18 protein-coding genes are annotated in these 24,777 nt (G+C 68.6%); 10 read left to right on the top strand and 8 right to left on the bottom strand.

Annotated features, from left to right (window positions below; translation table 11 throughout):
• Positions 1–5: 5 nt before the first annotated feature.
• Positions 6–1,475, bottom strand: a complete 1,470-nt coding sequence (locus ON20_RS20010) for an aldehyde dehydrogenase (protein ID WP_040837563.1) — start codon at positions 1,473–1,475, stop codon at positions 6–8.
• Between the two features lie 321 nt (positions 1,476–1,796).
• Between ON20_RS20010 and ON20_RS20005 the strand changes: the two genes are divergently transcribed.
• The 5 genes from ON20_RS20005 to ON20_RS19985 all read left to right on the top strand — a co-directional run bounded on the left by ON20_RS20005 (position 1,797) and on the right by ON20_RS19985 (position 7,112).
• Positions 1,797–3,002 (top strand): cytochrome P450, encoded by a 1,206-nt coding sequence (locus ON20_RS20005; RefSeq protein ID WP_040837561.1) that lies wholly within the window; start codon positions 1,797–1,799, stop codon positions 3,000–3,002.
• On the top strand, positions 3,002–3,793 hold the full coding sequence (locus ON20_RS20000; RefSeq protein ID WP_040837560.1) for an SDR family oxidoreductase: 792 nt from the start codon (positions 3,002–3,004) through the stop codon (positions 3,791–3,793). The genes ON20_RS20005 and ON20_RS20000 overlap by 1 nt, the downstream gene beginning before the upstream one ends.
• Before the next feature lie 9 nt (positions 3,794–3,802).
• On the top strand, positions 3,803–4,918 hold the full coding sequence (locus ON20_RS19995) for a cytochrome P450 (protein WP_040837559.1): 1,116 nt from the start codon (positions 3,803–3,805) through the stop codon (positions 4,916–4,918).
• Positions 4,915–5,400, top strand: coding sequence for a glutathione peroxidase (locus tag ON20_RS19990; protein ID WP_040837557.1), 486 nt, complete (start codon positions 4,915–4,917; stop codon positions 5,398–5,400). The genes ON20_RS19995 and ON20_RS19990 overlap by 4 nt, the downstream gene beginning before the upstream one ends.
• Positions 5,401–5,942: 542 nt before the next feature.
• Positions 5,943–7,112: an MCE family protein gene (locus tag ON20_RS19985; protein ID WP_040837555.1), complete on the top strand. Its 1,170-nt coding sequence runs from the start codon at positions 5,943–5,945 to the stop codon at positions 7,110–7,112.
• Between the two features lie 3 nt (positions 7,113–7,115).
• Here ON20_RS19985 and ON20_RS19980 read toward each other — a convergent pair whose 3' ends face one another.
• The 3 genes from ON20_RS19980 to ON20_RS19975 all read right to left on the bottom strand — a co-directional run bounded on the left by ON20_RS19980 (position 7,116) and on the right by ON20_RS19975 (position 9,208).
• Positions 7,116–8,063: a hydroxymethylglutaryl-CoA lyase-like TIM-barrel protein gene (locus tag ON20_RS19980; protein ID WP_051162888.1), complete on the bottom strand. Its 948-nt coding sequence runs from the start codon at positions 8,061–8,063 to the stop codon at positions 7,116–7,118.
• Between the two features lie 187 nt (positions 8,064–8,250).
• The gene (locus ON20_RS36560; protein WP_157228913.1) at positions 8,251–8,403 is read right to left on the bottom strand and encodes a hypothetical protein; all 153 of its coding nucleotides are present in this window, start codon (positions 8,401–8,403) and stop codon (positions 8,251–8,253) included.
• Between the two features lie 34 nt (positions 8,404–8,437).
• Positions 8,438–9,208 (bottom strand): deoxyribonuclease IV, encoded by a 771-nt coding sequence (locus ON20_RS19975; protein ID WP_040837554.1) that lies wholly within the window; start codon positions 9,206–9,208, stop codon positions 8,438–8,440.
• A 186-nt stretch (positions 9,209–9,394) separates the two neighbouring features.
• Here ON20_RS19975 and ON20_RS19970 point away from each other — a divergent pair, with 186 nt between their 5' ends.
• The 4 genes from ON20_RS19970 (at position 9,395) to ON20_RS19955 (ending at position 16,103) form a co-directional block, all read left to right on the top strand.
• Positions 9,395–10,441 carry a serine/threonine-protein kinase gene (locus ON20_RS19970; RefSeq protein ID WP_083865077.1) on the top strand — a complete coding sequence of 349 codons (1,047 nt, stop codon included), beginning with the start codon at positions 9,395–9,397 and terminating at the stop codon, positions 10,439–10,441.
• A gap of 176 nt (positions 10,442–10,617) precedes the next feature.
• On the top strand, positions 10,618–12,408 hold the full coding sequence (locus tag ON20_RS19965) for a protein kinase domain-containing protein (protein ID WP_040837553.1): 1,791 nt from the start codon (positions 10,618–10,620) through the stop codon (positions 12,406–12,408).
• Positions 12,409–12,822: 414 nt separating this feature from the next.
• The gene (locus tag ON20_RS19960) at positions 12,823–13,545 is read left to right on the top strand and encodes an ABC transporter ATP-binding protein (RefSeq protein ID WP_040837796.1); all 723 of its coding nucleotides are present in this window, start codon (positions 12,823–12,825) and stop codon (positions 13,543–13,545) included.
• A 29-nt stretch (positions 13,546–13,574) separates the two neighbouring features.
• Positions 13,575–16,103: an ABC transporter permease gene (locus ON20_RS19955; protein ID WP_040837551.1), complete on the top strand. Its 2,529-nt coding sequence runs from the start codon at positions 13,575–13,577 to the stop codon at positions 16,101–16,103.
• 21 nt (positions 16,104–16,124) lie between these two features.
• On the opposite strand, the gene ON20_RS19950 is transcribed toward ON20_RS19955, so the two are convergent.
• The 4 genes from ON20_RS19950 to ON20_RS19935 all read right to left on the bottom strand — a co-directional run bounded on the left by ON20_RS19950 (position 16,125) and on the right by ON20_RS19935 (position 23,965).
• Complete coding sequence (locus ON20_RS19950) at positions 16,125–17,312, bottom strand: VWA domain-containing protein (RefSeq protein WP_051162886.1); 1,188 nt, start codon at positions 17,310–17,312, stop codon at positions 16,125–16,127.
• Positions 17,313–17,529: 217 nt separating this feature from the next.
• Positions 17,530–19,998, bottom strand: coding sequence for a DUF5682 family protein (locus tag ON20_RS19945; RefSeq protein WP_245547332.1), 2,469 nt, complete (start codon positions 19,996–19,998; stop codon positions 17,530–17,532).
• A complete protein-coding gene (locus ON20_RS19940) occupies positions 19,995–21,110 on the bottom strand; it encodes an ATP-binding protein (protein ID WP_040837550.1) in 1,116 nt (371 codons plus the stop codon). Before ON20_RS19940 ends, ON20_RS19945 begins: the two co-directional genes overlap by 4 nt.
• A complete protein-coding gene (locus ON20_RS19935) occupies positions 21,107–23,965 on the bottom strand; it encodes an SWIM zinc finger family protein (protein ID WP_040837549.1) in 2,859 nt (952 codons plus the stop codon). Before ON20_RS19935 ends, ON20_RS19940 begins: the two co-directional genes overlap by 4 nt.
• A 389-nt stretch (positions 23,966–24,354) precedes the next feature.
• Here ON20_RS19935 and ON20_RS19930 point away from each other — a divergent pair, with 389 nt between their 5' ends.
• Entirely contained in the window at positions 24,355–24,771 is a 417-nt protein-coding gene (locus tag ON20_RS19930) for a YchJ family protein (RefSeq protein WP_040837548.1), read from the top strand.
• Positions 24,772–24,777 lie beyond the last annotated feature (6 nt).

Raw genomic sequence — 24,777 nt, 5'->3', positions numbered from 1 at the left:
CAGGGTTACTGCGCCGTGGCGACCAGTTTGGTTTCCAGGTACTCTTCGAACCCGGCCACACCCATCTCACGTCCGATCCCGGACTGCTTGTATCCGCCGAACGGGGCGTCGGCGCTATACCACATACCGCCGTTGACGCCGAGGGTTCCGGTGCGCACCCTGTCGGTGACATGTTCGACGCGCGCGGGATCGGTGCCCCAGACCGAACCGGACAGGCCGTAGGGGGAGTCGTTGGCAATGCGAATGGCGTCGTCGTCGCTGTCGTAGGGCAGGACCACGAGAACCGGGCCGAAGATCTCCTCCTGGGCCACCCTCGAGCTGTTGTCGAGATCGGCGATAACGGTGGGCTCCACGAAGAAGCCGCGCTCCTTGCCGGCGGGCCGACCGCCGCCGACCGCGATCCGGCCGCCCTCGGAGCGGGCGATATCGATATAGCGCAGTACCCGGGCGCGCTGTTTGTCGGAGATGACAGGGCCGCAGACCGTGCCGGGATCGGTCGGGTCGCCGGGCGCGAGCCCGCCCATGGTGGCTGCCGCGATCTCCACCGCCTGCTCGTATGAGGCGCGCGGAACCAGCAGGCGGGTGCTCAGCGCACAGCCCTGCCCGGCATGCACGCAGAGGGAGAAGCCGGTGAAGCCCACGGCCTTGCCGAGGTCGATATCGTCGAGGACGATGGCGGCCGATTTACCGCCGAGTTCGAGGAAGGTCTTCTTCAGGGTGGCGGCGGCGTTGGTCATCACGGCCCGGCCGGTGGCGGTGGAACCGGTGAAGGAGACCATACCGACCCGCGGATCACCGGTGAGTTGGCCGCCCAGCGAGTGATCGGACGAGGTGACGATATTGATCACGCCGGGCGGGATATCGGTCTGTTCGGCGATGATCGCGCCGACCGCCGCTGCACACCACGGGGTGTCCGGGGCCGGTTTGAGCACCACGGTGTTTCCGGCGGCGAGCGCGGGCCCGACCTTGGCGAAGTTGATCTGGTGCGGGAAGTTCCACGGGGTGATCGCGCCGACCACCCCGACGGCCTCCCGGCGCACCACGCGCCGGGTGCTGATCCCCATCGGCGCGGCCACGCCCAGCTCGGTTTCCCATTCATAGGTTTCGGTGAGCCGGGTGGCGAACTCCAGGTCGGCGATCGGCCCTTCCAGATGGGGGCCGCTGGTGAACATGACGGGCGAACCTGCTTCCGCGACGGTGATCTCGCGCAGCTCCTCCACATGCGATTGCAGTGCGGTGCGCAACTGGTCCAGGCAGTGCACGCGGAAGGTGTGGTCGCGGGACCAGTCGGTCTCGTCGAAGGCGGTGCGGGCGGCGGCGATCGCGGCGTCCATATCGTCGGCGCCGGCGTCGGCGGCCGTGCCGATTACTTCCTCGGTCGCCGGATTCACGGTGTCGAACACGCCATTACCGCCGGCGACGAGCTTGCCGCCGATCAACAGCCGCGAGCTGTCGCCGGGCAGGAGACTGTTCATAGAAGACCCCAATAATGTCTGGACAGGTGTATGGAATATAGTCCGGCTGCTTCGGCGAGTGCAAGGACAATCGCGAGAACTGGTTCTATGTTTCCAGGCCGACGGCGGTGCGGCCGCGTGTTTTGCCCAGGGTCGGCCGGGTGTCGCGGTATTGCGGCCAGGAAACACCTTTGCCCAGCTGGAGAGGCAAATATCCGCCTATTATTGTCCGAGTGGCTTGCCGCTGGTACCGTCCAGACACGTGTCCAGCTATATGTCTCTGTCCGGTGGCCGGCCGGTTGTGCTCGACGAGAACTCGTTATCGAATCAGAGGTGGCACCGATGACAGCCGCATCGTTGGAACCATTGGTGTTCGACCCATACGACTACGCATTCCACGAGGACCCCTACCCGACGTACGCGCGGCTGCGCGCGGAAGCGCCGCTGTACCACAATCCGGACCTGGACTTCTACGCGCTGTCCCGGCACGCCGACGTCACCGGGGCCTTCCGCGACAGCACCCGACTGTCCAGCGCCAACGGTGTCTCGCTGGACCCGGCCGCCTGGGGGCCCCACGCCCACAAGACCATGTCCTTCCTGGCCATGGACGATCCGCGGCATATGCGCATGCGGCGCCTGGTGTACAAGGGCTTCACCCCCAAACGGGTCGCGGAAATGGAGACCCGAATCCGGGAGATCACCCTCGAACACCTGGAACCCGCGCTCGCGGCGGGAGAATTCGACTGGATCGAAGAGTTCGCCGGCAAACTGCCGATGGACGTGATCTCCGAACTCCTGGGCGTACCGGCCCAGGACCGCGCCGAGATCCGCCGTCTGGCCGATCTGGTGGTGCACCGGGAGGACGGTGTCCTCGATGTTCCCCACGCGGCCATCGAAGCCTCGCTGAACCTGGTGGTCTACTACTCCGAGATGGTCGCGCAGCGGCGCGCCCACCCCACCGACGATCTGACCTCCGCGCTGCTGGACGCGGACATCGATGGGGACGTGCTCACCGTCGACGAGATCATCGGCTTCATGTTCCTCATGGTGGTCGCCGGTAACGAGACCACCACCAAACTGCTGGGCAACGCCCTGTACTGGGCGGGACGCCACCCCGAGGAGTACGCCCGGGTCGCCACCGATCCCGATCTCGTCTCCGACTGGGTGGAGGAGACCCTGCGCTACGACACCTCCAGCCAGATGGTCGCGCGTACCGCCGCCACCGACCTGGAATACCACGGCGGCGTCATCCCGGCCGGGGCAAAGGTCCTGTTGCTGATCGGCTCCGCCAACCGCGACTCCGAGGTCTTCGACGACGCCGACAGCTACCGGCCGGACCGCCCCGACAAGGGCAACCTCGCCAGTTTCGGCGCCGGGGTGCACTTCTGCCTGGGCGCGCATCTGGCCCGCCTGGAAGCCAATGTCGCCCTACGGGAATTCGCCCGCCGGGTGCGTTCGTATGGGGTACGCGACGAAGGAATCGAACGCGTGCATTCGACCAATGTGCGGGGCTTCGCCAAGCTCCCGATCGCCGTGGAGGTGCGGTAATGCCCAGATTCGATCCCCATCCGGAACGCCGGCCCACGATCGTGGCCGGGGCTTCGTCCGGTATCGGCGCGGCCACCGCGGTGGCCCTGGCCGAACAGGGACATCCGGTGGCGCTCGGCGCGCGGCGGGTGGAGATCTGCGAGGAACTGGCCGACAAGATCAGGGCCGACGGCGGCACCGCCTACGCGCACCGGCTCGACGTCACCGACCGGAAATCGGTCGAGGAGTTCGTTACGGCCGCAGAGGAGGCGCTGGGCCCCACCGAGATCCTGGTCTCCGGCGCCGGTGATATCGAGTTCGGCCTCATCCAGGAGATGGACCCCGAACAGTTCCTGCACCAGGTGCAGATCCATCTGGTCGGCGCGCACCGCATGGTGCATCGGGTACTGCCCGGCATGATGGAACGCCGCCGCGGCGATGTGGTGCTCATCAGCTCCGACTGCGCCCCGACGCCACGGCCGCGCAACGGCGCCTACAGCGCGGCCAAGGCCGGACTGGAGGCCATGGTGAACCAGCTGCGGATGGAACTGGAGGGCACCGGTATCCGCGCTTCCCTGGTACGACCCGGTCCCACGGTCACCGGTATGGGAATGAACGCGTCCCCCGAGGTTGTGGGCCCGTTGCTGGAGGACTGGCAGAAATGGGGTTTCGCCCGGCATCCGTACATGCTGCGCGCCAGTGATCTGGCAGCCGCCGTCTCGGCCGTGGTCGGCACACCGCGCGGCGCGCATCTGGTGCTGGTCGAAGTGCAGCCAGAGGCCCCCCTGCGTCCGCTGTCGGAGGAAGGATAAGGACTCGTAATGACAGCCGCACTGCCCCCGGGCTTCGATTTCACCGATCCGGCGCTATGGGAACAACGCAGCCCGGTGGAGGAATTCGCGCTGCTGCGGCGCACCGCGCCGGTATGGTGGAACGCCCAGTCCGATGAGATCTCCGGCGGTTTCAACGACGGCGGGTACTGGATGGTCAGCAGGCTGGAGGATATTCGGGAGATCTCCCGCACACCGGAACTGTATTCCTCGCAGCAGAAGGGCGCCATCATCCGGCTGCCGGGCGATATTACTCCCGAGCAGATGAACTCCACCGGTGCGCTGCTGGTGAACATGGACCCGCCCAAGCACTCCAAGGTACGGCGGATCGTCTCGAAGGGGTTCACTCCCCGCGCGGTGGAGGGGCTGCGGGCCGCGCTCACCGAACGGGCCGAGCGCATCGTGCACGAGGCGAAGAAGAGCGGCAGGGGTGATTTCGTCGCCCAGGTCGCCTGCGAATTGCCGCTGCAGGCCATCGCCGAGCTGATAGGGGTGCCGCAGGAGGACCGGCGCCAGATCTTCGACTGGTCCAACCAGATGCTCAACTACGACGACCCCGAATACGGCGATCCGGCCCTGGCCTCGGCGGAAATCCTCGGCTACGCGTGGAACATGGCCGAGCAGCGGCGGGTCTGTCCGGTCGACGATATCGTCACTCGGCTGGTCAACGCCGATGTCGACGGGGAAGCGCTGGGTTCGGACGAATTCGGTTTCTTCGTCATCCTGCTGGCCGTCGCCGGCAACGAGACCACCCGCAACGCCATCACCCACGGGATGAAGGCCTTCGTGGACCACCCCGAACAGTGGGAGATCTTCAAGGAGCGGCGTCCGCGCACCGCGCCCGACGAAATCGTCCGGTGGGCCACCCCGGTGACCGCTTTCCAGCGCACGGCCACCGAGAACCACGTGCTGGGCGGGCAGGAGATCAAACGAGGACAGCGACTCGGACTGTTCTACGGTTCGGCCAATTTCGACGAGGACGGAATCGACCTGATGTTCAACGCGATCGCCGATGCAATGCCCAACCTGCGCTCGGTCTCCGATCCGGTACGGTTGCGCTCGGGCTGGATCAACGGAATCAAGAGTTGGCAGGTGCGATACGAATGAACGTCCGAGACATTCCGGTGCGAACGCTGTCCGGCGAGGAGACAACGCTGGCCGACCTGGCCGGAGACAAGGTCGTCCTGCTGGTCAATGTCGCCTCCAAATGCGGCCTGACCCCGCAGTACTCGGGACTGGTGGACCTGCACCGGAAATACGGGGCGCAGGGATTCAGCGTGATCGGTTTCCCGTGCAACCAGTTCATGGGACAGGAGCCCGGTAGCGCCGAGGAAATCCAGCAGTTCTGCTCCACCACCTACGGCGTGGACTTTCCGCTGCTGGAGAAGGCCGACGTCAACGGCGACAACCGGCACCCGCTGTATCGGGAGCTGGTCGCAACCGCCGACGCGGAGGGTGCAGCCGGGGATGTGCAGTGGAACTTCGAGAAGTTCCTGATCGGCAAGGACGGCACGGTACTCGCCCGCTTCCGCCCGACCACCACCCCCGATGCGCCCGTGGTGGTCTCCGCCGTCGAGGCCGCCTTGTAGTCGCTGTGTTTGATTGCGCCGCCTCCGGCGGCGCAGGGCCGCAACCCTTTGTGGTCTCGTGAACCTTGGAGCCCTCTTGTGCTATGCCGCTTCGGGCGGTTCGGACCCGGGCGGGCTGTGGGGTGGCACTGCCTTCGGTGACGTTGTCAGGGCCGGCGTGACCCCAGGGTCTTCCCTGCCTGCGCGGCGCCGCTGCGCAACGTCGCTCCGGGCGGTCCCGGTCCGACCAGCGGGGTGAGGTGTCCGGGTAGGTGTAGGTCGGACCCTATGTTGTGGGGGACTTTCTCTCCAGGCCCGCTCACCGCAGGTGATCGGGCCTTTTTCATTGCCGTTCGGAGGGGTTGCGGGGAGGGCGGCGGAATTTGCGCTACCTTCGCGGAAACCGACTCCCGGGAATGCTCGTCCCCCTACTATGGACAGCTGTCCGGACGTAAATCCGAGGCGGCCGATCGGTACACCGGGATACCGGATCGTCACTAGGCAGGTGAGTGGTGGGATCGTTACGGCACACCCGAGCCGACAGGTCTGCTCCGTGGCGGGCGATGTGGGCGGCAGTCCGACTGAAGGTCGCGGGCCTGGCCATGGTGCTCGTCGCCGCGCTGTTCGTGGCCGTCGCGCTGATCATGTTCAGCGGCGGTTTCGCTCCCCACGAGTCGGTGGCCGTGGAGGTGCCGCGCAGCGGTCTGGTGCTCGACCCCGATGCCAAGGTGAAATTCCGCGGCGTTCGGATAGGGCGGGTCGAGACCGTCGAAACGGCCGGGAACGGGGCGCGGTTGGAGCTCGAGCTGGACCCGGACATGATGCGGCTGGTCCCGGCCAATGTGCTCGTCGATATTCGCTCCACCACCGTATTCGGCGCCAAATACGTCAACTTCGTCGAACCACCGGACCCCTCCGAGCGGCTGCAACCGGGAACGGTGCTGCGCGGTGAGTCGGTGACCGTCGAGTTCAACACCCTGTTCGAACGGCTCACCGAGGTGTTGAACATGGTCGAACCGACCGAACTCAATGCCACACTCACCGCCCTCGGCACCGCACTCCAGGGTCGCGGCGACCAACTGGGTGATCTGCTGGTGCGGGCCGACGCCTACCTGAAGGAGATCAACCCGACCCTGCCCACGCTGCGCCGCGATATCCAGGCCACCGCCGCGGTGACCAACCTCTACGCCGATACCGCCCCCGATCTTCTGCGTGTCCTGGAGAACGCCACGGTGACCGGCACGACGATCGCCGACGACGCCGGGAACCTGGACATCCTGTTGCTGGACACCGTCGGCCTGGCCGACACCACGGGCGCGGTGCTGCGGGAGAACGAACAGCCACTCGGAACCGCCCTGGAGCTGTTGCGGCCGACGGCCGGTCTGCTCAATGAATACAAACCGGCGCTGAACTGCACGGTCGTGGGCCTGGCCCGGGCCATGCCGCTGGCCGAGGACCTCTTCGGCGGCCGGAATCCGGGCGCTTCGTTCAACGCCAGCTTCATGTACGGCGCCGAGGCCTACACGTACCCGGAAGACCTGCCGAAGGTCAACGCGACCGGCGGCCCGAACTGCAAGGGTGTCCTCGACCGAGTCCCCGGCAGCCACGCCGACTACTCCGTCACCGATACCGCCGAGATCACACCGTTCGTACCGTCCACGAAGATCTACCCGAACCATCCCACGGTGTTCGAACTGATCTTCGCCGGTATGCCCGGCGTGCCGCGGCGCTGACGGTCAGGATGCGGCGACCACCCATTCGAACGCCGCTGCCTTCGAACGAGCGCCCTCGGTGGTGCGCGAGCGGTTGGGCTCGCCGAGTTCGTGGAGAACACCATCGGTGAGCGCCACCAGGCCCGCCAGGGTCTCGGGAGTGAACCAGGACGGACGGGTGGCGAAGAGCAGGTCCTCGGTGGGGGTGTTCCCGCTCGCGCCGGGCGCGAACGGGCAGCCGCCCAGACCACCCAGCGAACCGTCGACCACCGCGGCGCCGGCCTCGATCGCGGCCAGCGAATTGGCCACGCCCATGCCCCAGGTGTCATGGCCGTGGAAGACGATCCGGCGTTGCGGGTCCGCCTCTCGAACCGCTGCCACCAGTTCGGCGACCTGCGCGGGATATGCCTGGCCCAGGGTATCGGCCAGCACGATATCGTCGGCGCCCGCGGTACGCGGGTCGGCGGCTATGGCCAGCACCCGTTCGGGATCGACCGGACCCTCGAACGGGCAGGTGAACGCCGTCGCCAGACACAGCTGGATACTGCCGTCGACGGCGGCGCTCGCGGCCACCGCGTCCGGCATGGCGGACAGGCTGGCCTCGGTATCGCGGCCGATATTGGCGCGGTTGTGGGCATCCGATACCGAGAAGCAGTACTGGAAATTGCGTACCCCGGCGCCCGCCGCCCGCTCGACGTGACGGGGGGTTGCCACCCACAGCCAGCACCGCTCGAGTTCGGCCGGGGTGAGCATCTCGACCAGCTCCATACTGTTGGCCATCGGCGGAACCAGGTCCGGCCGTGCCATGGAACCGATCTCCAGTGCCGGCGCCCCCAGTGCCAGCAGCCGCCGGACGATCTCCGCCTTGCGCTCCACCGGCAGCAGCTTGCCGGTCAGCTGCAGACCGTCGCGCAGGGTGACATCGCGCAGGATCGGCTCGTTCCCGTCGTCCGCAGGCGGAGTCGATGTCATCGGTGCTCCTTGTTCTCCCTGTTCGCGGGACGATTCTCCCCGGGTTCCGGGCGGACGCACATCACGCCTCCACACGGTTTCTCGTTCATCCCGGCGGGGTTCGGGTGCACCGTCGGCCGGCGGTGCCCGGGCGCGCGCAGCTCCGCTCCGGCGCGGCCACGGGGCCGCCGGGCGATCCGACGGCGCCTCATCGGGTCGCCTCGTCCCGACCGAGTAGGGGACGCGCCGCCCACGCGTCGGCGCGCCGCGCGAGGTCGAGGACGACAGCGCGGCCCGCGGGCGCGGTCACATCATTGCCCAGTTCCAGGACGCCTACACCGTCCAACGACCGAATACTCATGCCGATAAGTGTGAACTACCGGCCGACTCGGCCGTCAGCCGACGTGTTCGCGCAGGTAGGCCAGGTCGTCGGCGAGACCCTCGGCGGGCGTCTCCAGCACCACGGGGGCATCCGCGGTACGGCACACCTCGGCCAGCAGTTGCGGATCGATGGTGCCCTCGGCGAAGTTGGCGTGCCGGTCGGCGCCGGAGTTGAACTCGTCGCGCGAAGAGTTCAGATGCACCAGGTCGATGCGGCCGGTGATGGCGCGGATCCGTTCCACCACCCCCACCAGGTCCTCCCCGCCCGCCCAGGCGTGGCAGGTGTCCAGGCAGAAACCGGCTCCGTAATCGCCGACCGCGTCCCACAACCGGGCGATGGTGTCGAAATGCCGGGCCATGGCGTGGTTTCCGCCCGCGGTGTTCTCGATCAGGATGGGAACCGCGAAACCCCCCTTGTCCTCTTGACGTTCGAAAAGTTTGCGCCAGTTGACGATTCCGGCCTCGACCTCGTCGTCGGAACGAACATGGCCACCATGGACGACCAACCCGAACGCGCCGATATCCGCGGCGGCCCGGGCCTGCTGCGCCACCGCGTTGCGCGAGGGCATCCGCAACCGGTTGTTCAGGCTCGCCACATTGATCTGATACGACGAATGCACCACCACGTCGATCGGGCTGGCCAGGATCTCGGCGGCCCGCGGATGCGGCTGTGGCTTGTCCCAGCTCTGCGGATCGATCACGAAGAGCTGGATGACATCGGCGCCGAGCCGTTCGCCGAAACCGATCGGGTCGCTGTCGAGGCGGACATGTGCTCCAATGCGCATGGGCCAACCCTATATGGCCCTTATTCGGCACGGCCGGACGTCGGGGTCGCGGCCGGGGCGCGGGCACGCCGCGCCACCGTCCCCGACAGGACCCCTGTCCACCCCGGTGATCGTCTTGCGTGCACGCCGCGGGGAGAGATACACCAGTAGCATTGCTTTCGACCCGATGAGGGGGGATTTCCGCCGATGCTGGAGCGTGGTGACGACTTCGCGGGCTATGTTATCCGGCGCCGGCTCGGCGTGGGCGGGATGGCCATGGTCTTCCTCGCCCGACATCCCCGACTGCCCCGTCTGGTGGCATTGAAACTGCTCGACCCGCGGCTCTACACCGACACCGAGATTCGCCGCCGGTTCGAACGCGAGGCCGATCTGGCCGCCCGGTTGGAACACCCGAATATCGTCACCGTCTACGACCGCGGTACCGAGGACCGACAGTTGTGGATTTCGATGCAGTATGTCGCCGGCGCGGATGCCGCGAGTATCGATGTGAACGTGCTCGACCCGCATCGGGCCGTGCAGATCATCGCCGACACCGCGGACGCGCTGGATTTCGCCCACGCCAACCAGGTTCTGCACCGGGATGTGAAACCGGCCAACATCCTGCTGGCCAAGGCTCCGATCGGGCAGCCGGAACGAGTACTGCTCACCGATTTCGGTATCGCCGGCCGGCGCGACGCGGAAACCACCCTCGCCGCCCCCGGCACCATCACCGCGACCCTGGCCTATGCCGCTCCGGAGCAACTGCTCGGCACCACACTGGACCACCGGGGTGATCAGTATTCCCTGGCCTGCACGCTGTTCTGGCTGTTGACCGGCAGACCGCCCTATCCGGGGAGGAATCCGGCCGAGATCATCAACGGCCATCTACGCGCGCCGGTACCGCGACCGAGCCGGTTGCGCCCGGGACTGTCGCCCGCGCTGGACGACGTGCTGGCCCGCGCCCTGGCCAAGGATCCCGCGGACCGCTACTCCTGCTGCCTGGAGTTCGCCCGCACCGCCCAGTACGCGCTCCGGGCCTACGGTGCGCCGGTCGGTCGCGTGCCCGCCCGACCGTACCCGTCCTCTGGTCATGCGCGGGTGGCACCATATCCGACGCCGCCGCGGCCGTATCCGCCGTCCAGGCGAACCGCTCCCACCCCGACCGCGATCGACCTACCCGGTTTCCGCCGGCCGCCCGGCGGTGTGCCGCCGGAGCGTCGGGCCCGGCCGCCGCACGATCCGGGGCCGACATAGCCGTCGTGACATCGGCGTCTCGATACCGCCGGCGTCGCGATGGGCACGAGCGGGGCGGCGAGTGCTGCTATGGTTTCGATGATTTGGCGTGGCCGTCTCGGTAGGGTCCGGCCACGCTCTTGTCTACGCCCGTGCGTCGGTGGGTCCTGGCGCCCGTGGCGGGAAGTGGAGCAAACATGCTGGCCAATGGCGATGTTTTCGCCGGCTACGTCATCGACCGGCAATTGGGTCGGGGCGGTATGGGGTCGGTCTATCTCGCTAAGCATCCGCGGTTGCCGCGGATGACCGCGCTCAAGCTGTTGAATCGCGAGATGTTCTTCGACAAGGAGGTGCGGGCCCGGTTCGAGAGGGAGGCCGATCTGGTCGCCCAGCTGGACCACCCGAATATCGTCACCGTCTACGACCGCGGGCTCGAGGACGAGCAGCTGTGGATCTCGATGCAGTACATCGACGGTATCGACGCCGCCTCCGTGGATTCGAGACAGCTGCCGCCCGAGCGTGCGGTGCAGATCGTCGCCGAGACCGCCTCCGCACTGGACTACGCGCACGGTATGGGAGTGCTGCACCGGGACGTCAAACCGGCGAACATCCTGCTGGCCCGCTCCATCGGTGGTAATGGGGAACGCGTCTATCTGACCGACTTCGGTATCGCCCGGCTTCGGGACGATACCGGCCACCTCACCCAGACCGGCACCTTCACCGCCACGCTGGCCTATGCCTCACCGGAACAGCTGACCGGTTCTCAGTTGGACGGCCGCTCCGACCAGTACTCGCTGGCGTGCACACTGTTCTGGCTGCTCACCGGAAACGGCCCGTTCACGGCCACCAACCCGGCCGCGGTCATCCAGGGACACCTGCAGTCGCCGCCGCCCCCGGTGAGCACCGTGCGTCCCGGCCTGCCGCCCGCCCTGGACGCGGTGCTGGCCAAGGCGATGTCGAAACGGCCAGAGGACCGCTACCCGTCCTGTTCGGATTTCGCCACCGCCGCCCGGCAGGCACTCAGCGGTGTGAGTTCGCCCGCCATGCCGATCGCCGGACCGGCGCCGGGGAACCCGTACCCGGCCATGGCCACCGGATACAGCAGCGGTGTGCAGCCGCAGCCGTTCACCAGCGGGGGCCAGGCCCAGCCGTACCCCAGTGGGCTGCAGTCCCAGCCCACCGCGGTTCAGCCCTACGGCAGCGATATGCATCAACAGCAGTTCGTCGGCGGCAACCCGGGCTATAACCATCAGGGGATGCCCGGTCCGTCCGTGATGCCGCAGCATCCGCAGGGCGTGGGGTCCGGACCCTATCCGCAGCGGGGCTACCCGCCGCACGGCGCGATGAGCATGGGACCGGGTGGGCCGCAGAAGTCGAACACCGGCCTCATCGTGGGTATCGTCATCGCCGCGGTGGTTCTCCTCGTGGTGGTCGTCGGGATCGTGTTGGCGGCCACGGGCGGTGACTCCGGCGCCGGCAACACCGCGGGTGACAACACCACCAGCCGAGTCTCCACCGCGCCCGCGGTCCCGGCCACCGCGGATTCGATCAGCAAGGAATTCCCGAACCTGGTGCCCGCCTCGACCTCGGGGGAGGTCGGGTACAACAGCGCGAAATGCTGGGAGACCGGAACCACCTACGCGCCGACACCGGATTCGGGAGAACCCGATTTCGGCAAGTGGCAGTGGCAGTGGCGCTGTTACGGCGGCAACAACAACGACGATCCGTTCTACCGGATCTATGTCTACGAATCGGCCGCCGATGTCGAATCGGTGATTCGGTCGCTGCCCGCCGATGCGGAGAAGTCCACCGACACCAACGGCGGCAAGACCTACACCAACTACAAGATCGACAACAGCGACGGCCCCAAGATGATCACCGTGTTCACCGGGGAACCGGACCGCGCGCAATTCCTGATGTACACCGACGGTGTGGTCGGCACCATCGACGAGGTGCTCACCTGGTGGCGTTCGGCACCGCTGAACTGAGCGACGCGATGTCGGGCGGGCAGGCGGCCGAGCCCGGTGGCAGGCCCTCGGCCTGGGGATCACCTCGACCGCCTACCGGGCTCAGGGTGATTCCCCATGGCGCGCCGGCCCGTCTCCCGACAGACTGGACGGCATGACCAGCAAATGTAGCGCGCAAGCCTCTGCGTTCAGTCGAGGGTCGGTGTATCCGGCCACCTCCAGCTACGCTGCACGCCCCGCCGCCGGGTGGGCGGAGACGGGAAACACCTGTGGAGGCCGGGTAAGACCACAGTCCGCTGTGGCACCGGCCAGTGAAGCAGGAACCCATCGAGGTGTCGCGTGAGCGGCACGGCAGGAATCTCCGGCCTTCAGGCCGGGGAGGACGTCACTCCACACGTCGCGGACACGAGTCGGACCGCACCGGCGGCCTCGGCCGTGGCTGCCGGTGCCGTCGAGCTGACGAAGATCTACGGTTCCGGTGATACCCGGGTCGTGGCGCTGGATACGGTATCCGTCGGGTTCGCGCGCGGTGAATTCACCGCGATCATGGGCCCGTCGGGGTCGGGCAAATCCACCCTCATGCACTGTCTGGCGGGGCTGGACTCGGCCGATTCCGGCACGGTGCGGATCGGGGACACCGATCTGACCGAGCTGACGGACAAACAGATGACCGCGCTGCGCCGCGACCGGGTGGGTTTCGTGTTCCAGGCGTTCAATCTGGTGCCGACCCTGACCGCGCTGGAGAACATCACACTGCCGCTCGATATCGCGGGTCGCGAACCCGACCGGGAATGGCTCGACGCGGTGCTCGACCGGCTCGGCCTGACCGACCGGCTGACGCACCGTCCCAGCGAACTGTCCGGCGGGCAGCAGCAGCGGGTGGCGTGCGCACGGGCGTTGGCGGGCCAACCGGAGATCATCTTCGGCGACGAACCGACCGGAAACCTGGACTCGCGTTCCTCCGGCGAGGTGCTGTCGATTCTGCGGGCCGCCGTCGACGAATTCGGTCAGACCGTCGTGATCGTCACCCACGAACCCCACGCCGCGGCCTACGCCGACCGGGTGATCTTCCTCGCCGACGGCCGGATCGTCGACGAAATGCGCGATCCGACGGCGGATTCCGTACTGGACCGGATGAAAGCGCTCGAAGGCCGGTGAGCGTCGACTGCGTGAGGGAGGGGCGGTAGATGGCGGGCAGCCCGATGAGCAAGGTGGCACTGCGCAATCTCGCCGCCCACCGGGTGCGGTTGGTGCTGACGGTGCTGTCGGTGGTACTCGGGACCGCGTTCATCGCGGGCTCGTTCATCTTCACCGATACGCTGCAACGCACCTTCGACGGCATCTTCGCCGACGAGGCCAAGGGTGTGGATGTGCGGGTGAGCCCGGCCGAACAGCTGTCGCTGGGCATCCCGCAGGAAGAAGTGGACCGGATCGCCGCCATGGACGGCGTACGCACGGTGGCGCCGGGTCTCAACGGACCGGTGGTGCTGCTCGACCCGTCGGGGAAGAAGGCCGTGCAGACCGGGGGCGCGCCCAGTGTGGGCAAGGTGTATCTGCCGCCGGACCGGGCGGTCGCCGAACCGCCGCAGTTCGTGGCGGGAACACCGCCGAGCCGGCCGGGGGAGGTCGCGCTCAATACGAGCGGGGCCGAACGGGCCGGTCTGCGGGTGGGCGACCGGACGAAGATACTGGTCTCCGCGCGGGGCGAGCCGATCGACGTCACGCTCACCGGCATCTACTCCGACGCCACCGATACCGGCGGTTTCATCGGCGTGCTGTTCGAGGAGTCGCAGGCCCGGCAGCTGTTCACCGACGGAACCCACGTCGCCTACGTCGATATCGCGGCCAAGGGGATACCGGGGGACAAGCTGCGCAACCGCCTCGCCATGATCTACCCCGACTACAAGGTACTCAACGGCGAGCAGGTGCGTGCCGAGGCGAAGGCCCAGATTTCCGAGGCACTCAACTTTCTGAACTATTTCCTGCTGGCCTTCGGGGCGATCGCCCTGATCGTCGGCACCTTCATCATCTACAACACCTTCTCCATGATCGTGGCCCAGCGGCTGCGGGAACTGGCGCTGCTGCGCGCGGTCGGCGCGAGCAGCCGGCAGGTGGGCGCCTCCGTGGTGGCCGAGGCCCTGGTCATCGGTGCGATCGGGAGCTTCCTCGGGTTGCTGGCCGGGATCGGGCTCGCGTTCGGACTGGCCGCCGTGTTGAACGCCTTCGACCTCGGGGTGCCCATCGGACAGATGACGGTGCTGCCGCGCACCGTGCTGGTCGGGTTCGCGGTGGGGCTGCTGGTGACCGTGGTCAGTGCCTACACGCCGGCGCGCCGCGCGGCCCGTATCCCACCGGTGCAGGCCATGCGCGAGGAGTTCTCCTCGGCCGCCGATTCGCTGCGATTGCGGACCGCGCTCGGGCTGCTGCTCGCCGGAATCGGAGTGGTGCTCGTGGTACTCGGTGCCCGCTATACCGGCGGTGCGGCGGCGGCGGTCGTCGGTGTCGGAGCGCTGGCGCTGGTGTTCGCGGTGCTGCTTGCCTCGCCGGCCCTGTCTCGTCCGGTCATCGGCACGCTCGGCGGGCTGCTGCGTCCGTTCGGTCCGATCGGGCGGATGGCGCGCAACAACGCGGTCCGCAACCCGCGGCGCACCGCCGCGACCGCCTTCGCGCTGACCCTCGGGCTCATGCTGGTCACCGCCATCGGCATGCTGGGCACATCGGCCAAGGAGAGCGTGTCGGTTCTGGTCGACAAGGGCGCGCGGGCCGACTACATGCTCGCCGGCCCGCAGTTCCTCGGCGTCCCACAGGGCGCTGCCCGATCGGTACGCGAGACCGTTCCCGCCGCGCAGGATGTGGTCGCGCTGCGCGGGGTGAGGCTGAAGATCCGCGGCGACGATGAGTACGGCACCTCCCCCGACGGACCGTTGGACAGTGTGCTGAACTACAAAATCGTCAGCGGTACCGCGAAATTCGGCGACAACGAAATCCTGCTCAGCGAGGATGAGGCCGACGACTTCGGCGTGCGTGCGGGCGAGCGGCTCGTACTGACCAGCCTGGACGGCAAACGTATACCGGTCACCGTGGCGGGTGTCTACACCAACTCGCCGCTGCTCGGTCCGCTGGTGGTGCCCTCGGAGATCTACGAGCAGGTGATGCCGGTATCGATGCGAACCGACGCGGTCGTGCTGATCACGGCGCGGCCGGGCACGGACCTCGCCGCCATGCGCGGTCAACTGGAGCAGGCGACCGAGCGGTTCGTGGTGGTGCAGGTGCAGGACCGGGAGGAATTCAAGGGCGCACAGGGCCGCCAGATCAACACCCTGCTGGCCATCCTGTACGGCCTGCTGGCATTGGCGGTGGTGATCGCGATCCTCGGTATCGTCAACACCCTGGCGCTATCGGTGGTGGAACGACGGCGCGAAATCGGCATGCTACGTGCGGTCGGCACACAGCGCGCCCAGATCCGCCGCACCATCTATCTGGAGTCGGTACTCATCGCGGTCTTCGGTGCCCTGGTGGGCGCGGTGCTCGGCCTCGGCCTCGGCCTCGGCTTCCTGCGCACCCTCCGCGATTTCGGCCTGGACCAGATCGCCGTGCCCTGGGACCAGTTGGTCCTCATGCTCGTCGGGTCGGCGGTCGTGGGTGTTCTCGCCGCTCTCTGGCCGGCGATCCGGGCCGCCCGCACCCCACCCCTGGCCGCGATCGCCGACCTGTAACCCGAAAACCGTCCGCGCAACCTAGGCCGGCGGTAGCAGGGACCGCAGGTCCGCGCGGGCCAGTGCCCGGGCGAGAAGGTCGGGGAACAGGTCCGGGGTGCAGGCGAAGGCCGGGACGTCGAGGGCGGCCAGGGCCGCGGCATTGTCGTGGTCATAGGCGGGGGCGCCGTCATCGGAGAGGGCGAGCAGGACCACCACCTGTACGCCGGATTCGGTGAGGGCATTGACCCGCCGCAGCATCTCCGCGCGGATTCCGCCCTCGTACAGGTCGGAGATGAGGAAGAACAGGGTGTCGTCCGGGCGGGCGACCAGCGACTGACAGTAGGCGATGGCGCGATTGATATCGGTCCCGCCGCCGAGTTGGGTACCGAACAGCACGTCCACCGGATCGGACAGGTATTCGGACAGGTCGACGACCTCGGTGTCGAAGACCACCAGTGAGGTGCGCAGCGACCGCATGGACGCCAGCACCGCCCCGAACACCGACGCGTACACCACGCTCGCGGCCATGGACCCGGACTGGTCGATCGCCATGATCACGTCACGCTGCACCGCCCGGCCGCGGCGACCGTACCCGACCAGGTGTTCGGCGATAACGGTGCGCTGCTCCGGGAGGTAGTTGGCGAGATTTCGGCGAATGGTGCGGTCGAAGTCGATATCGCGGGGGCGGGGGCGGGAGGTCCGGGCCGACCGGTTCAATGCGCCGTTCACCGCGGTAACCGTGCGCGCGGCGATACGTTCCTCGATTTCACGCACCACCCTGGCGACCACCGCCCGGGCGGTCGATTTCGTGGTCTCCGGGATCACCCGGTTCAGGCTCAACAGGGTGCCGACCAGATGGACATCGGGCTCCACCGCCTCCATCAACTCCGGCTCCAGCAGGAGTTGGGTCAGTCCGAGCCGCTCCACGGCATCACGCTGCATCACCTCCACCACGGCCGACGGGAAGTAGGTGCGGATATCACCGAGCCAGCGGGCGACCTTGGGTGCCGACCCCTCCAGGCCGCCGGAACGGCGCGCCCGACCCGATTCGCGGTCGTCGCTGTCGTAGACGGCCGCCAGTGCCCGGTCGATGGCGGTGTCGTCGGAGCCGTCGAGTCCACCGAGAGCGGATTCGGCGGCAGTTCCCAATACCAGCCGCCAACGTCGGGAACGCGGATCGGCGCCCCCGGGCGATATCTCGCGAGCAATGGAGGTGTCGGAGTTCATGCCGGGCTCCCTTTGCCGGACGCGGAGGTTCGGATGTCACCGTGGTGCCCGCTCCGGCATCGACCGCTCGTACCGCGTCGGTCGGGCGTGCACGGGCGCCTTGTGTGGTTGCGTTGTGCCGCCTCCTCCGGGTACCGACCGCTCATGCTGTGTCCATTCGGTGTGTGCGGGCGCCCTGTGTGGTTACGCTGCGCTGCCCCCTCCGGGCCCTGACCGCTCACGCCGGGACCCCCAGGATCTCGGCGACGATGCGCATGGTCTGTGCGCCGCGTCGCGGGTCGATATCGGTCGTGGTCTCGCTCGCCGGCGCCGGACCACCGTCGCGGACCGCCTGGCCTATGGCGCGGCGTTCGCCCGATTCGAAGGCGCCGAAGGTGCGACGCAGCAGCGGCAGGACCTCGAGGAACTGCTCGTCGGTCAAACCCGTGAGCCAGTCGTCGATGAGTCGCAGCAGGGCCCGGTCGTGCACCAGCACCAGACCCCGGCCGCCGACGAAACCATCGACCCACGCTGCCTTCTCCGCGGCGGTATTGCCGATGGACAGCGCCGCCGAAAGTCGGCGGGCGGCCTCGTCGGTATCGATACGCCCGGTATCGGCCAGTAGCCGGACCACCCGGCCGACCAGCACACCGTGCACATCCTCGCGGTCGGCCAATCGGTCGAGCGCGCCCAGCCACCTCTCGGTCGCCCGGGCGTCGTCCCGGGTGTGGATGGCGGTATGGGCGGTATCGAGCAGGGCACGCAGCTCCAGCGCCATTTCGGCGCCCAGCCCGGTGACCGCCGCCGGTAGCCCGGCGCAGATCCGTACCAGCATGCTGTCGGCGACCCGGGCCAGGGTCGCGGTATCGGTGCCGCGCACGTCGCCGTACCGCAGGGTACGGACCAGGGCGGGTAGTGCCCGCAACAGGTGGGTGACATCGTGGTCGAGTGCCACGGCGGAGCCCAGCCGGTCGATCAGCCCTTCGGTGGCGCCGGGGAGATCGGCCGACAGCGCCTGCTCCAACGCGTCGGTGAGTTCGCCGACACCGCTGTCGGCGCGCTCGGCGGTGTCCAGGACCTTGGCCTCGGCTGCGCTCTGCACGGTAGTGCCCCATCGGGCGGCTTCGATAACCGCGACGGCGAGTTCGGGGCGCCATTCGAGCGCCCAGGTCTCCCGGAAGGTGCCGGTGGATCTGGTTTCGCTCGCCGTGCGGGTGCCCCAGTCGATGCCGAGCAGACGTAAGCGGTGCAGCAGGTGGGATTTCGCGATATCGCGTTCGGCGCGCAGGTCCAGTTCCACTGTTTTCATCAGGGCCTGCTGTTTCATTCGCAGCGAACGGATCCGGGCACGCAGGTCCGCGTCCAGCGCGACCGTCGGGGTGTCCAGCGGGACCGTGCCCAACGCTTCGCCGACCACCAGCTCCTCGTCGATGAGGCGCAGCATGGTCTCGTCACCCTCGCACAGGACGGCGCGGGTGGCCTCGGTGACCTCCGACAATCCGGCCAGCGGCCGTCCGCGCAGGGTTGCGAGGGTGTCCGCGAGCCGGATCGCCTCGATGATATGGGCGCTGGACACCGGCAGATCGTGTGCTCGCAGCGCACCCGCCACCTTGGTCAGCCAGGCCGCGATCGGCCGCTCGGTCGCGGTGAACAGATGGTGGTACCAGCCGGGGGAGGCTACGCCGGCGCCGTACCCGGACGCGGTCGCCAGCCGGGAATGCGTCCATGGCACCCAGGTCAGTGTGGCCTTGATCTTCGGCAGCCCCTTCAGCAGCCGGCCATCGGCCGTCGCGGGCCCGAGTGGCCCCGACAGGGCGGGCGCATGCCAGGCCCCGCACACCACGGCGACCCGTTCTGCGCCTTCTTTCAAGGCCTTTCGCAGCACCTGGCGCATATACGCCTCGCGGCGCAGCGTGTGCGCATCCACGACCGGTGGGGGTGTTTCGGCGGGTTTCGGTGCCGCATCGCGGGTATCGCCGTTGTGTTCCACGGCAACACCTACCGCGTTATCGGTGGTGACTCCCGCATCGGTTGGATCGGTTTCGGCGGTCGCCGCCTCGCGCAGGGCGCTCATGGCCTCGGTGATGGCCTCGAAAGTGGCGGTATCGCTACTCGATTCGACCACCGCGTCCCACCAGCGTTCGGCATCGTCGTAACCGGCGGCCGCGGCCAGATCGGCCAGGGCGTCGCGTCGTGCGGGCTCGTCGTCGACGGCCAGCGCGATCCCGGCGGGCAGATCGCAGAATCGCACCGGGACCTCCTGCTCGACGGCATACTGCAGGGCCTGCCATTCCGGGGAGAACACCGCATACGGCCAGAACGCGGCCCGGGACGGGGTAGCGGGGTTGTAGGCCAGCAAGGCGACCGGCGGTGACATTCCATCGGCGGACACATACGCGACCAGCGGGTCGGCGTCGGCGGGACCCTCGATCAGGATGGTGTCCGGCCGGAACTCCTCGAGAGCCAGACGCAGTGACCGGGCCGAACCCGGACCGTGATGCCGGATTCCGAATACCCGAGTCTCGCCGGACGTGCGGCCGGTGGGCCACCCGAGCGCGTCTTCACCTGCGTTTCGGCCGTCCGCGTTCCGCGCAACTCCGCGTTCGCGCCGGTCGCGCGGGTCCTTCGTATCCTCGCCGTCACGTCGGTCGTGCGTATCGCGGGGGCGGGCTGGTGACCGGTCGTGCCGATCCGCGGCGAGGCTCATCCCATGATCTCCCGGCAGGCTCGGTAGAAATCGGACCATTCGTGGCGTTCCCGCACCACCGCTTCCAGGTATTCGGTCCACACCACCGAATCGGCGACCGGATCCCTGATCACCGAGCCCACGACCGCGCCCGCCACATCGGAGGCCCGCAGCACACCGTCACCGAAATGCGCCGAGAGCGCGAGACCACTGGTGATCACCGAAATGGCCTCGGCCGTGGAGAGGGTGCCGGACGGCGATTTGAGTTTGGTGCGGCCGTCGGCGGTGACCCCGGAGCGCAGTTCCCGGAAGATCCGCACCACGCGCCGAACCTCCTCGGCGGCCGCGGGGACCTCGGGCAGTTCCAGCGCCGTACCCAGTTGCGCCACGCGGCGGGTGACGATCTCGACCTCTTCCGTCTCGTTCGCCGGCAGCGGCAGCACGACGGTATTGAACCGTCGCCGCAGCGCGGAGGACAGTTCGTTGACACCGCGGTCGCGGTCGTTGGCGGTGGCGATCACATTGAACCCCTTGGCGGCCTGGACCTCCATACCGAGTTCGGGGACGGGCAGTGTTTTCTCCGACAGCACCGTGATCAGCGCGTCCTGCACATCGGAGGGGATACGGGTGAGTTCTTCGATACGGGCGATCGCACCGGTGCGCATGGCGGTCATCACCGGCGAAGGCACCAGCGCGCCGTCGCTGGGGCCTTCCGCCAACAGCCGTGCGTAGTTCCAGCCGTATCGGATCGCCTCCTCCGCGGTACCGGAGGTGCCCTGTACCAGCAGGGTGGACGCGCCGCTGATGGCGGCCGTGAGATGTTCCGACACCCAGGTCTTGGCCGTGCCGGGCACACCGATCAGCAGCAGCGCGCGGTCGGTCGCCAAGGTGGCCACCGCGACCTCCATCAGCCGGCGCGGCCCGACGTATTTGGGGGTGATCACAGTGCCATCGGACAGCGTGCCCCCGAGCAGGTAGGTCACCACCGCCCACGGCGACAGCCGCCAGGATGGGGGCCGGGGCCGATCGTCGACGGCGGCCAGTGCCCGCAGTTCCTCGGCGAACGCCTGTTCGGCGTGGGGACGCAGCAGCTGCGGCGCGGTGGTCTCGGTCGGCGGTTCGGCGGTGGTCACTGCAACTCCTGAAGCATCGTCGAGCGGCGCTCGAGGTCGTGGGCGAGTTGGTCGAAAACCGCTTCCCAGGCCGGGTCCTGGCAGCGGCGGCCCAATGCGGCGGCCTCGGCCGCGGCGGCGGGGGGCAGGTGAAGTGTGGCGGTGTGCAGCAGGGAGCGGTGCGCGCCGGGGGAGGAGCCGCGGGCACCCGGCCGACGCTCGGCGGCGCGAGCCCGTTCGAACAGGAGCAACAGCAGATGGTTGGCCAACTGCCGCGGCCAGGGCCGCGCCACCGCGGGAAGCAGCGACTCGAGTTCGGAGAGCCAGGAACCGTCGAGCCGTAACAGCCGCCGGATCTGCTCGTCGGTGGGCAGCAGCGCGAACAGTTCGCGACGCCGCAGCACGGCCAGGTCGGACGGCATACCGGCGTCGAACAGCGCCGCCGCCCACTCCGGATCGCGCCGGGCGAGGGCGGCGTCCATCCAGCCGTCGAACAGCGGCTGCCGAATCCGGTCGTCGGTAGCGGCCGCGATGGCGGCGCTCGGGCCGCCGAGCAGGTCGTTCCAATGGTCGAGCGGGAGGGCGGCCACCAGTTGGCGCAGTCGTCCCGCCCGGATGTCCGGCGCGCCGTGTCGGCGGTAGCCGAATTCCTCGGTGCGATCGGTGATTCCGTCCCGGATCGTCTCCTCGTCGAGGATTCCCGGGATATCGATGACGATCCCATCCGGTGCGCGTTCGCCCGACCGACCGATCCAGGATGCGGCGCGTTCGGCCATCCGTCGGGCGTATCCCGAATCGGGAAGACGGGCGAGCAGTTCCGCGGCCGTCCGGCGTACGTCTGCCCGGCGGTCGTCCAGGGCCCGTTCGAGGAGGGGTTCGTCGGCGCGGGAGAGCCCGTCGCCGAGAACGGCCAAGAGCTCGGCCTTCACTCGGCCCGTTTCCTGCGGCCACGACGCTTCCAGGACCGAACGCGCGAAATCGGGGTCACGGCGGCGGGCCGCGACCAACCATCCTCGGCGTTCGGCGGGCAGACCGAGCCGCCAGCCGTCGTCGTCGACGGTCGGGTCGGCGGTGGTGTCGTGCCGGACCAGCGCCTGCCATTCCGGGAACTGTCCGGCCAGCCAGCGCCCCCGCGCACCCGCCAGGCCCAGAGCGGATTCGCGCAGTTCCCCGGCGGTGTGGGCATAGTCGAGCAGATATCCGCACAGCCGGTCGGGAGCGCGATAGCCGTGCTGTTCCGCCGCGACGAACCATTCCGGCAGATACTCCTTCTCATGCCGCAGCAGTCCCACCAGACGCTGTGCGGCCGGAGGGGGCAGCGTCGGTCGCGGGTCCTCGGCCGCGATATCGGTGGTCGGCTCGACGGCCGAGGCCGTGGCGCCTCCGCGGGCGAACGCGTTCTGCAGGGCGGTGGTCTCGAGCAGTCGGACCGCCGCCTCGCGGTCGCCCAACGCCTCGGCGGCCGTCGCGACGGGCCCGGCGAGGCGTTGGGCGCCGACCGATCCGCGAGCGGTGCCGAGCAGCGCGACGGACGCCAGTTCGGCCGCGGCGGCAGCGGATGGTGCCGTACTCGCCACCGGGCCCACATCGTGGATCTCGCCCCCGGCCAGAACGGAGACCGGGGACAGGTATCGCCCGTTCCACTCGCCGCAGATGGTGACCGGATGCCCCCCGGATACCGCGGGCAGCCGCCACGGCTGCCCCAGGGGGTCCACCGGCAGGGCCGTGCCGTCGGGTTCGGCGAGGTACCAGCCGTCCTCGGTGCGCGTGGGCACCACATCGTGCAGCAGTACCGGCCAGGAATCCAGCCAGGGATCGGCGCCGAGTGCCTCGGCATATCGGTCCAGTGCCGCCGCCACGGTGTGCCGGACGAGGTCCTCGGGCGGCACACCGACCGTCTCCGGCGTACCGTGCCGTTCGCCGAGCGCCGCGCGCAGTGGCGCGGCTCCCGGATAGTGGTGGAGTTGCGCCTCCGTCGCGGTGCCGAGCGGGGGCACCTCCGCCGAAAAGGCGGGCGAGCCGTAGGAGTGTTCGAGTATCAGCCCCCAGCGACCGGTACGACGGCCGTACAACCAGGTCCGCCGGGTGTGCAGCCCTTCTTCCTCGCTCGTTCGGACCCCCACGGCCAGCCAGTGGTCGCGTATCCCTGGTTCCCGCAGCACCGCGTCGACCGATACGGGGTAGCCGATATGTCCACGGACGCTCGCCGCGAGCGGTTCGGGCAGTTCGTCGAGCCGGCGATGCGCGGCGATGAGCAGATGCAGTAGGGCGAACCGGCCCAGCACCACCTCGGGCCAGTCCGGTCGGACGACCACGGCCGTGGGCAGGCGACGCAGGGCGGCGGCGATACCGGGCGCCTGGGCGTCCACCATGCGCGCGGCCACGGCCTCGAACGCGCCGTACGAGCGATCCGTGTCGGCCAGGCCGGTGCGTATCCGGTCGGCGAGCCAGATATCGAGTTCTTCCAGGCCCGCGCGGACCCGCTTCCGCCGCTGTTCGATGGTGGCCGGGTTCGCGGTGCGGGGCACCCGGTGGGAAGGGTGCTCGGTCTTCGCGGGCCGCCTCCGGAGCCATTCGTCGGCGAAGTCCGCCGGTCGCGCCACCTCGCCGATCTCGCCCGCCGACCAGCGCATCAACAATGACAGCGCGTGTTTGCACGGAAACTTGCGGCTCGGGCACGAGCAGCGGTACGCCGGGCCGGTCAGGTCGACGATCGTCTGGTACGGACGCGACCCGCTGCCCTTGCACAACCCCCACAGGGCACCGTCGCGCCACCCGGTGTCCGACCACCGCCCGGCGAGTCTGCGGGCGGCGGTGAGCGAGCTCGCGTCCGGCGCGAGCGTGGTCACCTGGCTCTCGGTCCACCGTTCGGTCATGCGGCGGCCTCGGTCGAGTTGCGCATCGTATTTCCCCCGTTCGTCGGTCGAAGAGTTTCTACCCGAGCCCACCGACACACGTTGGCCCCGATGTGCTCCCGAGGGTCGGAAGACCTTGCCTCCGTGTGGTATCCGAGGTCGCCGGCGCGCGCGGAAATCTTGCGTGGGGGAGATTTCTCCGGCATTCTGTGATGTTCGGCCTGGCCGAGCCGCCCGTTCGGGTGACGTACCGCCGAACTGTCCACGGGGATGGCGAGGGGTGGACATCGGCGCTCAGGCCAGGCCTCGATGACCAGGATTCCATCCCCGCGGACAGGTTCGCGCCCACCTTCCGCGCGGTGCGGGTCCCCGCGAGGTGCCGGAACCCGGGTCCTGCGCAGAATCGAGGGATGGACGAATCCAACCCGTGTCCGTGCCGTCGGGGCGATACTTTCGGCGCCTGCTGCGCGCCGATCCTGACCGGTCACCACGCCGCGCCCAACGCCGAGGCCCTGATGCGCTCGCGATACACCGCCTTTGCCGTCGGTGACGCCGAGTATCTGCTGAGCTCGTGGCATCCGCGGACCCGCCCCGCCGAGCTATGTCTCGATCCCGGCCGCCGTTGGCTCTTCCTGGAAATCCTGCGCACCGAGCGCGGTGGTCCGTTCGACGACAGCGGGACCGTCGAGTTCGTCGCCCACTATCGGGACGCCGGCGGACGGGACGCCCTGCACGAGACCGGCCGGTTCGTCCGGGTGAACGGCGCGTGGCGCTACCTGGACGGGGTGGTCGACACCGGGACGCCCGGGCCTGCTTTCGGGCGGTAGGGTCGG

The sequence above is a fragment of the Nocardia brevicatena NBRC 12119 genome (genome assembly GCF_000308495.1).
GTDB classification, from domain to species: Bacteria; Actinomycetota; Actinomycetes; order Mycobacteriales; family Mycobacteriaceae; genus Nocardia; species Nocardia brevicatena.
This window is presented reverse-complemented; position numbering and strand designations above follow the sequence as displayed.

Bases quoted from the DNA above. Each gene is read 5' to 3' on its own strand.
- ON20_RS20010 (WP_040837563.1), bottom strand. From the start codon at position 1,475: ATGAACAGTCTCCTGCCCGGCGACAGCTCGCGGCTGTTGATCGGCGGC.
- ON20_RS20005 (WP_040837561.1), top strand. From the start codon at position 1,797: ATGACAGCCGCATCGTTGGAACCATTGGTGTTCGACCCATACGACTAC.
- ON20_RS20000 (WP_040837560.1), top strand. From the start codon at position 3,002: ATGCCCAGATTCGATCCCCATCCGGAACGCCGGCCCACGATCGTGGCC.
- ON20_RS19995 (WP_040837559.1), top strand. From the start codon at position 3,803: ATGACAGCCGCACTGCCCCCGGGCTTCGATTTCACCGATCCGGCGCTA.
- ON20_RS19990 (WP_040837557.1), top strand. From the start codon at position 4,915: ATGAACGTCCGAGACATTCCGGTGCGAACGCTGTCCGGCGAGGAGACA.
- ON20_RS19985 (WP_040837555.1), top strand. From the start codon at position 5,943: ATGTGGGCGGCAGTCCGACTGAAGGTCGCGGGCCTGGCCATGGTGCTC.
- ON20_RS19980 (WP_051162888.1), bottom strand. From the start codon at position 8,063: ATGACATCGACTCCGCCTGCGGACGACGGGAACGAGCCGATCCTGCGC.
- ON20_RS36560 (WP_157228913.1), bottom strand. From the start codon at position 8,403: ATGAGTATTCGGTCGTTGGACGGTGTAGGCGTCCTGGAACTGGGCAAT.
- ON20_RS19975 (WP_040837554.1), bottom strand. From the start codon at position 9,208: ATGCGCATTGGAGCACATGTCCGCCTCGACAGCGACCCGATCGGTTTC.
- ON20_RS19970 (WP_083865077.1), top strand. From the start codon at position 9,395: ATGCTGGAGCGTGGTGACGACTTCGCGGGCTATGTTATCCGGCGCCGG.
- ON20_RS19965 (WP_040837553.1), top strand. From the start codon at position 10,618: ATGCTGGCCAATGGCGATGTTTTCGCCGGCTACGTCATCGACCGGCAA.
- ON20_RS19955 (WP_040837551.1), top strand. From the start codon at position 13,575: ATGGCGGGCAGCCCGATGAGCAAGGTGGCACTGCGCAATCTCGCCGCC.
- ON20_RS19950 (WP_051162886.1), bottom strand. From the start codon at position 17,312: ATGAACTCCGACACCTCCATTGCTCGCGAGATATCGCCCGGGGGCGCC.
- ON20_RS19945 (WP_245547332.1), bottom strand. From the start codon at position 19,998: ATGAGCCTCGCCGCGGATCGGCACGACCGGTCACCAGCCCGCCCCCGC.
- ON20_RS19935 (WP_040837549.1), bottom strand. From the start codon at position 23,965: ATGACCGAACGGTGGACCGAGAGCCAGGTGACCACGCTCGCGCCGGAC.
- ON20_RS19930 (WP_040837548.1), top strand. From the start codon at position 24,355: ATGGACGAATCCAACCCGTGTCCGTGCCGTCGGGGCGATACTTTCGGC.